We start from the raw sequence: 12,879 nt of genomic DNA on the forward strand, positions 1-12,879 counted from the left end.
CAACGGTTCAGATCGGCCGATCACCTGGGAAGTGGTCAATGATTTGAAAAAGATGGTCGACGGGATTCTTGCCGAATGACTGCTGCAACGTCGCCGGCGTTCGCGATATGGAGCGTCGGGAAGCGTTCGGTGCGGAAGCCCAGCCACTGCGATAGGTCGCGTTCGGAGTCCTGGTGTACAGCGAGCGCAATCTTGTTGCGCGTTTTGTGCACTGCCGACCACCGCTCTTCGGTCGCCAACCGAGACTCCCCCGCCCGGTGTTGCTTTGCGTAGAACACCTGCTGCGCAGCCGATTCCAGAGCCAACCGGAACAAGCCCGGCGCGACCCGGCGCTTGACGTCGTCGGGCACGTTCTCGTCCAACACCAATGCCCGCACATCGTTGTAATACCGGGTCGCTTGATTCTGTGTCTCGGAAACACTGATGTTGGAACCTGGTTCGCGCATCACCTCGACGAGCCGCGCATCGACGGCGAGTTGCCTGATCGCAATGGCCAATCGATCGTCGTGCGAGAACACGATGACCTGCCTGGTCTTCGCGAGCGTTGACAGCACCTTGATGAAGCCGTCGATCTTCGCCGGATCCATCGCCTGAATCGGGTCGTCCAGCACGATGAATCGAAACGGACTGTTCGGCGTAGTTGCTCTGGGTATGAACAGCGCTAATGCCAACGCATGCAGCTCGCCCTGACTCATCACCGACAGTGCCTCGGACTCCACGCCGTCCACCGAGCCGGTCATCACCACTCGCCTGCTGGTGTTGTGGCCCACCAGGTTGATAGCACCGATGTCGACATTGCTTTCCTGGCGCAACTCCGCCCAGATGTCGCGGGCCTGCTCGGCAATCGGAGCGAGCCTCTGATCCCTTAGTTGCTTGGCATGCGAGGCAATCCATTTCTTGGCCGTGTCGACGTTCTTGACGGCCTCATCCGCCTCTCGCGCCGCGGATTCGAGAGTGGCCCACGCGGCCAGACGTCCAGCAATCGGTGCCCATGTGTCCTCACGCTGAGCCGCCGCTTCCTCGGCCTCGGTGCGCAGGGCCTCAGCAGACTCGATAACCGCGGGAATCGTCGTCGCCAAGTGATCCGCCACACCGGAAGAACTCGACGGTTGCTCTCGCGCCACGGCGACGGACTTTCGATACTCGGACAGGGAAGGCAGGTCGACGCCCTCCACCGCGGTGGCGTCGGCAATTCCGTTCCCCAGTTCGACTGCGGCGCGTTGCGCTTGGCCGAGTCGGCGGCGACTGTGCTTGTAGGCGGCCAGTTTCTGGCTCTGCTCGGCAAACTGCGCCCGCGAGTGCTCAGCCCACTCATCGTCGAGCGTCCCCGCCGCGCAGACCGGGCACTCGATAGTGCCCGTCTCACTGTGCAGTCGCAGGGCCGCATCGAGCAGATCGTTGCGTTGCTCCACCACCGACAGTGCCTCATCAGCCGAATCCGCGGTATCGGCCGCAGCTGCCCGGAGCTCCGCCACCACCTCGTCGACACGCAGCTGCGTCGGGGCACTCAACGCTGCGAGCCGCTTCAAACCGATGAGCGCGGGCGATGCCGATGCGTCGGCTCCGGTGGCGAGCGCCAGCACCGCGTCGAGATCCGCAACCCGCTTCTTTACCAGGGCTGCAGCAGCTTTCGCGCGATCATCCGACACATCCGACAACGAGGTCTTGAGCTGGCGCAGGCTCTCCGCTGCCCGTTGCCGGGGCCCCTTGATCTCCTTGAGTACCGCTGCCAGTCGCTTCTCGGCATCGGTGATCTCGTCGAGTCCGAGGAGTTTGGCCAGGGCGTCGTGCAAGGTGGACGGCGTCGCGTCGAACAGGCCGCCGATTTCGTCGTAGGACAGGATCGGGCGATGAAGTTCGACGGCAGACTTCCACCCAAGTGCATCGGTACCGGTGCTGCGCTTCTGCTTTCCCACCTGAGTCCAGGTGGAGCATCCCTTGAGCGCGGCATCGGAAGTCCAGTCGACACCGACAACCGTCGGTTCGGACCCTTCGATCGTGAGCCCTACCCGCACCTCACACAGATCTCCCTGATGCAGATTGCGCCAGGTGTCGGCCCACAGCTTGGCCTTGTTCTCCCAGCGATAACTCGAACCGGTGATTGCGAATTCGAGGGCCTCGGCAAAGCTCGACTTGCCCGATCCGTTGCGGCCACTGACGATCGTGATGCCCGGCGCGGGGTGTAGCTCGAGGGATGCCTTGGGACCGATGCCGCGGAATCCCGCGACAGTGATCGAGGTCAGAAATGCACCGACCGGCTCCTCGACGAGGTGGCTACCCGACGGCTCCGGAACGTGTGGGGTCGAGATGCCGTCGACAAGCTCCTGCAGTGACGTCGGCCCTTCCAGGGCCGCGAGAACGAAGTATTTGACCTCGTCGGACAGGTCATTGTCCGCGTCGATGGCTTCGATCACCACGTCTACGAGTGGCCTGTCGACAGCATTGTCGGCAACGGTCACCGGCACTCCCCTGTTCGTTCTGATGGCTAACCAGACCCCACAGTTCCATATGGGACCGGCAACCCGCAGGGACATGAACCATTCGGGGGCGCACGGAGGGCGCGAACGTGGCAATCTGATTCAGGCACCCGAGCCACAGTCGACGGGGACGATCGCACCGGTCACGGCGGAAGCCCTGTCGCTGAGTAGCCACGCGGCGGCCTCGGCAACTTCGCGGGCTTCGGCCATCCGCCCCATCGGCGACGCTGCGCTACTGGCTGCGATGACACCGGGTGTCTTTGCCTCCCATTCGTCCATCATTTCTGTTGCAGTTCCTCCGGGCATCAGACCGTTGACACGGATACCCTCAGGGGCCCAGGTGACCGCCGCGGTTTCGGTGATGCTGTTGAGCGCCCGCTTCATCGCCCCGTATGCCGGAAGCGGCGGGACGGCACGGCGGCTGCCGATGCTCGAGGTGTTCACGATGGCACCGCCGCCACTCCGACGCATGAGGGCGGCTTCGGCATTCATCGCGGTCCAGTGGGCACGGAAGTTGACGGTGAACTGCTCGTCGAGGTCGTCTTCGGTGGTTGTGTCGAGGGGGCCGATCTGCCGCTGGTTGACGCCACCGTTGTTGAATGCGCCATCGAGCCGTCCGTGCACCTGCTCGACGCGGTCGACGGCGGCGCGGATGCTGTCGGAGTCGCTGAGGTCCATGGCTACGGCGTCGGCGGTGCCGCCGGCCGTTCGGATCGTGGTGACGAGTTGATCGAGCGCGTTGACGTTGCGGGCGGCGAGCACAACAGCAGCAGCACCCTCCGCGGAGAAGAGGTGAGCCGCAGCAGCACCGATTCCTCGGCTTGCGCCGGTGATGAAAATGACTTTGCCGGACAGGAGGCAGGCTGTACGCGAGGCTGTTTCGATGGTCATGATGCAAGCATCAAGGTGTATCGACACCGGATACAGGCACAAACGGTACTAGGGTCCGATGCTCTACTCGGGGCACAATCGAACTCATGGACAAGCAGGAACTCGGGGCGTTTCTCCGTAGCCGCCGCGTAAAGCTCCAACCGCAGGATGTGGGTCTTCCGGCCGGCCCTCGTCGCCGGACCCCGGGTCTTCGCCGTGAAGAAGTTGCCGTGCTCGCGCATATTTCGACGGAGTACTACGTGCGCCTCGAGCAAGGGCGCGCGCCGCGCCCGTCGGCAGAGGTGCTGGCGGGGATCGCGGCTGCCCTGTGCCTGGACGACACCGAGTCCGACCATCTACACGCGCTGGCGGGCACCGCACCCGCGAGATCAGGTGTGCACCGGCGCGATGTTCGGCCCAGCATTCTCACGCTCCTGGAACGACTCCCCCAGACCGCCGGAATCGTCATGTCCGCCGCGTTCGAGGTTCTTGCCTGGAACGACCTCGCCACAGCGCTCATGGAAGACTTCGGCGCCCTGACCCCTCGTGATCGCAACCTTGCCCGCAAAGCTTTCCTCGGCACCGAGCAGCCGAGCGAGCGGCTCTACGGCATCTCCGACGACGTCCATTTCCGCCGCAGTGCGGTCAACGAACTCCGCACCGCCCTTACCCGCTATCCCACGGACGAGATTGTGTCCGAGCTCGTCGCCGAACTTCGCGAGGGCAGCCCCGAGTTCGATCGGCTGTGGGAGCAGCACGACGTCGCAGTCTCCCCTGACCTGCGAAAGACGTTTCGGAACACAGCCGTTGGAGAGATCACGGTGGACTGCGATTCGCTGAAACTCGTCGAAGTCGACCAGCACCTGATCCTGTACACCGCTGCTCTCGGCAGCCCCGACGCCGACAAATTGGCGCTACTGGCAATGATCGGACACGAGAAATCTGATCACCACGACAGACCAGCCGGAACTCGCTCGGAGTGACAGCAGCGGTCGAACTGTCGGTACCTAATGCTTCGATGTCGGTATGTCACAACGCGACGAGGGGTTCTCGCCACCTGAGGCCTGTGTGCAGTGGTGTCGGCACCGAACCTACGACCTGCACGTCCTCGACGACGGTGTGTTGGTGGACCTGGATTGGTGGAACGGCCACCTCGACAGGGCAGGTCATGATCTACGACTGCGCGGCCGCAACCTCGACGGCGAAATCGTCGAGTACGGCGGTGCCACCGTGCAGCGCAACGATCTTCGGTTCGGCACCGATCTGGCTGTAGGCGAACATGATTCGCTCGGACTGCTGTTTCTCTGCGCGGCCTGGCAGGGCAGTCACCGGCATCGCCGAGCGGCGCGGAGATTCCCTGACGTCATGAACCCACACCTCACCCACCCCGACGAGAACCCCGTCGCCAAGACCCTCGCGGTGCTCGACTACTGCGTCCGGAACCGCGAGGTGCCCGAGCATCCGACGGAAACTCGCTCGGGATGGCCGGACGCTCCGGGCGTCGGAGTCTCACTGATGGCCACATTTCTGTGGGCGGTGAACGCCTCGGTCTACGGCGGACCGGCGCAACTGATCGACCAATACGGAGTCTCGACCCTCATCCATGAAGGGTGGCTCGAAGACCCGTCCGTCACCGGATTCACTCGTCGCCGCTACGACCGCTACGTCGAACTCATCACGAGCTGGGCCAACGAGATCGACACCCGACCCGAACTCGTCGAGATGTGGCTCGTGCAGCGATGGAGCGCCCGACTCGACGACGCACGATTCGGCAGCTACAACGCACCCACCTTGTTCTGAATGGTCCACCACAATCTCGTTGTAGCGTCAGCGGATGATCCAACTACCGACTCCGCTCTCGTTGACCACGCCGCACAATCTGGTCAAGACGTCGTATCTGGTAGGTGAACTCGCCGACTCGATTCATCGCGGTCGGAGCACGGACTGGCTGCGAGCCGCGAGTATCGACTTCGATGGCTTCGCCGCCGAACGCGCCGGAGTACGCGAACACTGGGGTGTTCCGTCCCAGGTCTTCTGGTACACCTCGGGCGAGTACTACATCGGCTCGCTCGTGCTGCGCCACCGCCTCACCGAGGACGAAGGCGGTGGTCACATCGGCTACCACGTCGTGTATCCCTGGCAGCGCAACGGCCACGCCACCCGAATGCTTCGACTGGCCCTCAACGCGTGCGCAGACCTGGGAATCCCGCGCGCACTGCTGACGGTCTCACCCGACAACCCAGCATCGGTGACAGTCGTCGAACGCAACGGAGGCATCCCCGACGGCCTGAACCACGAGGGTGAAATCCGCTTCTGGATCGACACAACCAAGCATTGACGGGTATGGCTCCTGCGAGAGCGAACATTCGAGGGTTGTCAGATCACCATGCCCCTTCTATGGTTATCCGTAATTACGGAATAACGGATGGGAGAACTCGATGCGACGCTCGACTTGGATCTCGACAACCTGCGCAGCCGTACTGCTGGTGGGCGGATGCGCCACCGACTCCGACACCACTGCAACGACCACCACTACCCCGATGCCGGAGAACTGCGCTCCTGCCACTTCCACCGACCTCGCTACCGAGGACGGGTGGATCGGACTGATCGATCAAGCGCCAGACACCGTCAGCCTCGTCATCGACGACGGCCGCGGCAGAACCGTCGAACATCGAGCCGATCAAGAGCAGGTACTCGCATCGGCGATCAAGGTGGTGCATCTCGCCGCTTACGCCCAGGCAGTCGCGAACGGCACCATCGACCCGAACGAGCAAGTGACTCTCTCGGATTGGGAGCGCTGGTACGTACCCGGTACCGACGCCAACGCTCATCCGAATGCCCTGACCCGGCTCGGCACTGCGAACGCCGGCACCAACGCAACCGACCCCAACGCCACGGTCCGCATCGACGACATGGTCTCGGCCATGATCCAGGAAAGCGACAACTCGGTGCCCGACTACCTCCGATACCGACTCGGCGATGAAGCACTCGTCGACGCCGCAGCCGCAGGAGGTTGGGAGAATTTCGAGGCACCGAGCATGGTGGCCGACATGCTCTCGATTTTCGATCCTGAACTCGCCGATGCAGATAGCTGGGAGACCGCTCAGAAGTGGGCATTCGACCCGCAGTTCCGGGCCCAGGTCGAGGCGTCCGTGCAAGTGCCGACCTACGAGGACCAGGTCGCCCGGGTCGAGAGCAGTTTCAGCCGCGGCTCTGCCGAAGAACTGAACGGAATGTATCGCGCCTTCACAGACGGAACCTACGGCGCAGCATCCGACACCATTGTGCGCCAACTGGAATGGCAACCTGCGGGTGACAGCGTTCGCGGTATCGGCTTCAAAGGCGGCAGCCTCCCCGGTGTGCTGACCCAGGGATTCGAGCTGCGCCGCACTGACGGAACAGTTGCCACGGCAGTGTGGTTGATCGATGGCCTCCCCGCGGACCGGTTAGATCAGGCCATGACCCAATTCGGCGTACAGCAGCAACTCATCGTCGAGGCGATGCTCTCGCCCGAGGTTCTCGACCGGATAGCCTGCGTGGTGTGAACGCAGAGTTCGAATCGAGACTGGCAGAGCTGGAGGCCCGCGTCGCCGAGCTGGAGCGACGCGACGCTCCCGAACAGCTCGAGGCCGCCCCGTCGACAGGCGGCATGATCGCCTACCAAGGCGACGTCCATCTGCACGGAACGGTCCGCTGGGACATCGGCTACTCCCCCGACGCCATCGTGGAACTACCGGTTCCCTCGGCATCAGAAGTGCTTGCGGCTCTTGGACATCCGGTGCGACTGCAGATCGTGCGAACGCTGCTACGAGGACCGGCGAACGCTGCGGATCTCCTCGCTGCAGTGGGACTCGGCTCGTCCGGCCAGATCTATCACCACCTCAAGACGCTGAGTTCGGCGAATATCGTGGAGCAGCACGGTCGTGGAGACTATCGAATCGCCGCCAAACGAGTTGTGCCGCTCCTGGTTTCGATGCTCGCCGCCGCCGATATCGCAGGCGATCTGGGTACCTGACCGACTACAACACCGCGTGTCAGGGTACGAACAACACACCCAAGCCGGGGATGAGAGCGTTCGACGCATCGGGATTCTCGCGGTCGTGGGTCACCGTCACGAATACCGGACCCGCACCCGTCCGAGCCGTCACCTCGGTCGGCAGGCGGTAGGCCTGCGAACCACCCTGATTGGCCGGCTGAGTCCGATCGATCTCGTCGTTCCAGTGCCGCAAGCCGGCGGAGCCCGCCTCACCGGTGGACAGGTTGCGCCAGTTGACCGTCAGATGCCGGTAAGCGAACTGGTAGTAGTACGGCCGGATGTCGGCGGCCGAGAAGCGCACCTCACCCGGCTTCTCGCCGACCACAGCTCGAATCGGAATGGTCTGAATAAGTCCGCCGGGAACGCCCGCAGGGACGAACTCCGGCCCGGTCACGACAGGCACCTGCAGTACCGACTCTTGCGGCGCAGCGGTTGCAGTTCCGGCACCCATGCCGAAGACCAGGGGGACGGTCAGCGCCAGGGCGGCGACACCGCCGCGGATCGATTTCCGCATCGAGTTTCCTTTCGGTTGGACGATCAGGGCACGTAGATCAGGCCTTTGCCCGGGATCAGCGTGTCGGCGTAGGGCTCGCCGTCGTAGTAATCGCGGTAGTGGGTCACGGTGATCTCGACCCAGCCACTTCCGGTGGGCAGAGCTACTTCGCGCGGGTACTGCTCACTGTGTAGCAGCGGCAGGTCGTTGGGCGGGCCCGGGTTGGGGTTGTCCTGCCAATGCCGCAGTCCCGCGCTTCCACGGAAGCCGATGTCCCAGTTTCGCCAGTTCACACCGAGACTTCGGTACGGATACTGGTCTGCATACGGTGCGATATTCGCCGCGGACAACAGCAGAACACCCGGCTCGGTACCGACCGTGGCCTTCATCGGAATGGTCTGGAACAACCCTCCGGGCACGGCACCGGGTGCGATCTGGAAACCGGTGACGACCGGAATCTGGAGCAGCGTGGTCTGCGGCGCTGCCACGGCCGTTCCCGCGCCGATGCCCAGTACCAGGTGGATCGTCAGTGCGATCGATACGACCGCTCGCCGCAATGTTTTTCGCATACAGCACGCCTTTCGCTCATGTCGCACAACGAGATACCGGACCGCACGTGACACCGGACCAGGAACCCCAGGTTGAACCTGAAACATCAAGTGGTTCTTGAGTCTTTACCCGACCCACCCTCGCAGCCACAGCGACAAAAGGACCGCTCGGATACCGATTCGTGACTGGGTCGTGACACGAAAGACGTTAACAGACCACTTGGCCCGTTCGATTCAACGATCAGAGGTGACGCACTCCGCAGCCACCGGTGAGGACCATCGAATGAGGCAAGTCCGCACAATCGTGGCCACATGCGCGCTGATCGCCGCTACTGCTTTCGCAGCCACGGCCTGCGGCTCCGACGAGCCGGTGAGCAACCTACCCACACCGGCCACCAGCGCAGCGGCTGCTCCGTCGGCAAACGGATACTCCGACTCCGACGGTGGTAGCGGCTCAGGCGGAATCGCACAGGCTCCCGACGTAGTCACCCCAGTACAAGCAATTCCCACCGCCGCGGGCACACCAGCCGTACCGCCCGCCCCGAACCGCGACGATGTCACTGTGGATGCACGGGACTTCGATCAAGCCGGAGGACAGTACTTCTTCCAATCCCCCAGCGGGAACGTGTTCTGCGGATTCAACTCCTCCAATGCGCCCGGGACCATCGTGGGCTGCCAGGTCCGCTACTCGGTGCCGGGCAACACCGGCCGTGAGTGCCTCAACACCGAGAACAACACCTACGGGGTGAAGATCAACCAAGACGGCACCGTCGAACAGATCTGCACCAATCAGGGCATCTTCGTCGGCGGACCTGAGCGCCCTCGAGTCTTGGAATACGGCCAGGTCATCGGAGTGACGGGCACCTTCTGTCGCTCCACCGAAGCCGGCATCGCCTGCTACGACGGCGACCGGGGCTTCATGATCTCCCGCGACGTCAACCTCGCATTCTGATGAAGGAGTTCTGGAAACTCACGCTGACCGCAGTTCTCACCACTGCGGCACTGACGGCATGCGGAAATCAGGATGCACCCGCCGACGCTCCCCCGACGAGCGCTGCCGCACAGATACCCGCGCCTCCGCAGGTGACCATTGCCGCGCCGACCGGCTCCACCGATGGTGGCGCGGAAGGTGCAACGGAAGCACCACAGGCGCCCGAATCGAACCCGACCGCTGCCGATCCCGCGAACAACACCGCTCCCATCACCCCCGTCGACCCTGCCCGATACAGCGCGTACGGCAATCAGGTGGGCTGGAAGTCGCCGTCGGGCAACATCTATTGCAAGATCGGCGACAGTGAATTCTCGTCCGGTTGCCAAGCTGCGGATGCTCCGATCCCTGATGGCGCGAACTGCGTCACCCCGTCGTTCACCATCGACCAACTTGGCAAGGGCTTCTACATGACCCCGGGGAAGGTGACGCCGACCTGCTTCAACCAAGGCGAATTCGGGGTCGAGAACGCACAACCGTTGGAATACAACACATCCATCACGTTCAACGGGTTCACGTGTTTCTCTCGCGTCGAAGCAATGATCTGCGACGCGGGCGGCGGACACGGATTCGTATTGTCGATGCAGCAAGCAACGTCGAACTGATCCTGCTCAGTGAGCCCAATCCAGACGGGTCTCATTACGAGGTCGCGGCCCGCCTCGCCATAGCCCGGTAGTCGATCTACCCGACCGCGGTGCCCTCGAGTTCGACCAGCAAACTGGGAATCGCGAGCCGGCTGACCCCGAGCAGGGTGCTGGTCGGCTTGACGCCCGCCGCGCCCAGTCGTGCCGCCAGGTCGCCGTAGTGCGGCAGCAAGGCGTCGACATCGGTGGTGTAGACGTTGAGCCGGACGAGATTCGCTAAGGACATATTCGCTTCGGCAAGAACGGCTTCCATGTTGTCGAGACACAGGGACAACTGCGCGCCCATGTCGTCGGCGTGCTGAGGTAAGCCGTCATCGCCCGTCGATGTCTGGCCGGAGAGATAGAGCGTCCGAGCATGCCTCGAGACGATCTCCCCCTGGTTGAATCCCATGTCCACCGACCACCGCACCGGGTTGACTGCCGTTCGTTCCATCGCCGCGCACTCCATTCGATCGTTCGGGTGTGTGTGCCGTCGAGCCTTGCATGGAATCCGGACATCGTCGGCGGTATGGGTCCATACGGTCTCGGGTACCAACGGCTTTCAGGGGGACATCCCGCTGATCAGCGAGCCGCATCCCGTCGTGGCTCCATGACGAAGTCGTCGAGATCCGCCCGTCGCGTCATCTCCCAGTAGTCGACGATGCGCCATGGCAGTGTCGAGACCACGCGTCCGGCGTCGTTGCGGTACCAGTTGTCCATGCCGCCGTGAGACCAGATCATCTTCGCGTGGGCCTCGTCGTGCTTGCGGACATACTCCGTCTCCACGTCCGCCTTGCACTCGATGGCTCCGATTCGCTTGTCCACCAAGTCGATCAGCACATCGACGATGTAGCGCACCTGGCGACATGACAGGATTTACCCGTGTCCGACCTCCACGCCACCTACCTAGCCGCGCCGACGTACACACGAGATCAAGTGCTCGTGAAGGACTGCCCGGTTCCGGCCCTCCCCGGCGTCTACGGATGGTGGTTCGACATATTGCCTGCAGGCAACATCGATACTGCCGGTTGCTGTAAGCGAGACGGGTTGACGCTCTTATACGCGGGGATCAGCCCGAGCAAACCTCCAACGAATGGCAAGAACCCCAGTCAGCAGAACATCCGCAGGCGAATCCGGTATCACTACAACGGCAATGCGTATGGCTCTACGTTGCGATTAACGTTGGGAAGTCTTCTGGGATTGTCGCTTCGTCGAGTCGGATCTGGTCACCGGGTCCATTTCCACGAGGGAGAGTGGACCTTGAACGACTGGATGAGTGAGCACGCGTTCGTATCATGGGTGACGCATCCAGAACCGTGGGTGTTCGAAGATGAGCTGATCCAGAAGTACGACCTCCCGCTCAACCTGATGGGCAACCGCCACAATGCATACCACCCAGTACTCAGTGCGGTGAGATCTGCTGCGAGGCGCGGTGCGATGGAACTTCCGGTGCTAACTAACCCTGGGACGCGACCCTAGAACGTGCTATCCCAATCACTAACTTGGGAGCCGATCATCCCGCCGCTGTCCTACCTGCCAGCTGATATAGCAGCTGGAGCTACGACACAAGGTCTACATTTGCTGTGACACTCCTCCAAGGAATAGCCCTAGAAGACGCCACTCGCAGTTTGTAGACCTTTAGTCGTGACGTCCCTCCGTCACGAAGTCGTTCAGATCGGCCCGTCGCGTCATCTCCCAGTAGTCGACGATCCTCCACGGCAGTGTCGAGACCACGCGTCCGGCGTCGTTGCGGTACCAGTTGTCCATGCCGCCGTGCGACCAGATCATCTTCGCGTGCGCCTCGTCGTGTTTGCGGACGTAATCAGCCTCCACGTCGGCCTTGCACTCGATGGCTCCGATTCGCTTGTCCACCATGTCGATCAACACATCGACGATGTAGCGCACCTGGCATTCGGCAATGGTGATGTAACTGCCGCCGTGGCCCAACACCGTTCCAGGGCCGCAGGTGATGAAGAAGTTCGGGAAGTCCGGGACGGTGATGCCGAGATACGCGTGCGCATCCTCCAGGCCCCAGATATCGCGAATGGACTCACCCGATCGCCCGCGCACATCGATCGGCGTCAGCAACTTGTGAGTCTCGAAGCCCGTCGCGAGGATCACCACGTCGACTTCGGTCTCCGTGCCATCCTGCGCAACAACCGAGTTGGCGGTGATGGATGAGACTGCGTCGGCGATGAGGGTGACGTTGTCCCGCTTCAGTGCGGCGTACCAGCCGTTGTCGAGAAGCATCCGCTTGCCGAAGGGCGGGTAATCGGGCAGCGATTTCTCGATGAGGTCCGGCCTGCCGTCGAGCTCGGCTTCGATGTAGCGGGTGAATACCCGACGATGGGCGTCGTTCATCGGGTTGATCGAACGCTGCGGATGCTCCCACTCGGGATCGACCTGCAGCGAGCTGTGCACCCGATCGTTGAAGTTCCAGGCCAGCCTGGTCCGATACCAGAGCCGATACAGCGGAACGACATCCATCAGGTAGTTGGCATCGTCGCCCATCTCGGCGAAGTACACGTCGCTCGACGACACCCACTGCGGCGAACGCTGAAAGACCGTCGCATGCCCCACCGTCGACGCGATGGCCGGCAGCACCTGCATGGCACTGGCTCCGGTTCCGACGATGGCGACACGCTTACCGGTCAGATCCAGATCCGACGGCCAGTTCGCCGTGTGGAAGATCGGCCCCTCGAACGACTCGAGCCCGGGAATCTTCGGCACCTTCGGCCGATTGAGCTGACCGGTCGCGGTGATCACCACGTCGGCGGTCAGCGTCTCGCCGTCGACCGTCCTGACGGTCCAGCCCTGCCGCTGCGCGTCGTACTCGGCCGCGGC

At 62.9% G+C, this 12,879-nt stretch carries 15 protein-coding genes; 8 read left to right on the plus strand and 7 right to left on the minus strand.

The window, feature by feature from the left end; translation table 11 throughout:
- Positions 1-35: 35 nt before the first annotated feature.
- Both CH256_RS08730 and CH256_RS08735 read right to left on the minus strand, forming a co-directional pair.
- Complete coding sequence (locus CH256_RS08730) at positions 36-2,459, minus strand: AAA family ATPase (RefSeq protein ID WP_256989406.1); 2,424 nt, start codon at positions 2,457-2,459, stop codon at positions 36-38.
- Positions 2,460-2,579: 120 nt separating this feature from the next.
- A complete protein-coding gene (locus CH256_RS08735) occupies positions 2,580-3,368 on the minus strand; it encodes an SDR family NAD(P)-dependent oxidoreductase (RefSeq protein WP_094669340.1) in 789 nt (262 codons plus the stop codon).
- 86 nt (positions 3,369-3,454) lie between these two features.
- On the opposite strand from CH256_RS08735, the gene CH256_RS08740 reads away from it, so the two are divergent.
- The 5 genes from CH256_RS08740 to CH256_RS08760 all read left to right on the plus strand — a co-directional run bounded on the left by CH256_RS08740 (position 3,455) and on the right by CH256_RS08760 (position 7,362).
- Positions 3,455-4,330, plus strand: a complete 876-nt coding sequence (locus tag CH256_RS08740; protein ID WP_094669341.1) for a helix-turn-helix transcriptional regulator — start codon at positions 3,455-3,457, stop codon at positions 4,328-4,330.
- Between the two features lie 43 nt (positions 4,331-4,373).
- Positions 4,374-5,147 carry an 8-oxoguanine DNA glycosylase OGG fold protein gene (locus CH256_RS08745; protein ID WP_094669343.1) on the plus strand — a complete coding sequence of 258 codons (774 nt, stop codon included), beginning with the start codon at positions 4,374-4,376 and terminating at the stop codon, positions 5,145-5,147.
- Positions 5,148-5,181: 34 nt separating this feature from the next.
- Positions 5,182-5,685, plus strand: coding sequence for a GNAT family N-acetyltransferase (locus tag CH256_RS08750; protein ID WP_094669344.1), 504 nt, complete (start codon positions 5,182-5,184; stop codon positions 5,683-5,685).
- 100 nt (positions 5,686-5,785) lie between these two features.
- Positions 5,786-6,892, plus strand: a complete 1,107-nt coding sequence (locus CH256_RS08755; protein ID WP_094669346.1) for a serine hydrolase — start codon at positions 5,786-5,788, stop codon at positions 6,890-6,892.
- A complete protein-coding gene (locus tag CH256_RS08760) occupies positions 6,889-7,362 on the plus strand; it encodes an ArsR/SmtB family transcription factor (RefSeq protein WP_094669348.1) in 474 nt (157 codons plus the stop codon). Before CH256_RS08755 ends, CH256_RS08760 begins: the two co-directional genes overlap by 4 nt.
- A gap of 19 nt (positions 7,363-7,381) precedes the next feature.
- Here the strand turns inward: CH256_RS08760 and CH256_RS08765 are convergent, their stop codons facing one another.
- Together CH256_RS08765 and CH256_RS08770 are read right to left on the minus strand one after the other, a co-directional pair.
- Positions 7,382-7,897, minus strand: coding sequence for a hypothetical protein (locus CH256_RS08765; RefSeq protein ID WP_256989407.1), 516 nt, complete (start codon positions 7,895-7,897; stop codon positions 7,382-7,384).
- A 23-nt stretch (positions 7,898-7,920) separates the two neighbouring features.
- On the minus strand, positions 7,921-8,445 hold the full coding sequence (locus tag CH256_RS08770; protein WP_094669349.1) for a hypothetical protein: 525 nt from the start codon (positions 8,443-8,445) through the stop codon (positions 7,921-7,923).
- Between the two features lie 262 nt (positions 8,446-8,707).
- Between CH256_RS08770 and CH256_RS08775 the strand changes: the two genes are divergently transcribed.
- Both CH256_RS08775 and CH256_RS08780 read left to right on the plus strand, forming a co-directional pair.
- The gene (locus tag CH256_RS08775) at positions 8,708-9,376 is read left to right on the plus strand and encodes a hypothetical protein (protein WP_094669356.1); all 669 of its coding nucleotides are present in this window, start codon (positions 8,708-8,710) and stop codon (positions 9,374-9,376) included.
- A complete protein-coding gene (locus CH256_RS08780) occupies positions 9,376-10,017 on the plus strand; it encodes a hypothetical protein (protein ID WP_094669351.1) in 642 nt (213 codons plus the stop codon). The genes CH256_RS08775 and CH256_RS08780 overlap by 1 nt, the downstream gene beginning before the upstream one ends.
- Before the next feature lie 76 nt (positions 10,018-10,093).
- Here the strand turns inward: CH256_RS08780 and CH256_RS08785 are convergent, their stop codons facing one another.
- Entirely contained in the window at positions 10,094-10,489 is a 396-nt protein-coding gene (locus tag CH256_RS08785; protein WP_094669353.1) for a RidA family protein, read from the minus strand.
- Between the two features lie 128 nt (positions 10,490-10,617).
- Positions 10,618-10,893 carry a hypothetical protein gene (locus tag CH256_RS08790; protein WP_256989408.1) on the minus strand — a complete coding sequence of 92 codons (276 nt, stop codon included), beginning with the start codon at positions 10,891-10,893 and terminating at the stop codon, positions 10,618-10,620.
- Between the two features lie 84 nt (positions 10,894-10,977).
- On the opposite strand from CH256_RS08790, the gene CH256_RS28965 reads away from it, so the two are divergent.
- Positions 10,978-11,514, plus strand: coding sequence for a GIY-YIG nuclease family protein (locus tag CH256_RS28965; protein ID WP_373454794.1), 537 nt, complete (start codon positions 10,978-10,980; stop codon positions 11,512-11,514).
- A gap of 159 nt (positions 11,515-11,673) precedes the next feature.
- Here the strand turns inward: CH256_RS28965 and CH256_RS08800 are convergent.
- The coding region (locus CH256_RS08800; RefSeq protein WP_143536542.1) for a flavin-containing monooxygenase at positions 11,674-12,879 on the minus strand (1,206 nt) is incomplete at its 5' end.

It is taken from the genome of Rhodococcus sp. 05-2254-6 (assembly GCF_002258565.1).
Classification (GTDB): Bacteria; Actinomycetota; Actinomycetes; order Mycobacteriales; family Mycobacteriaceae; genus Rhodococcoides.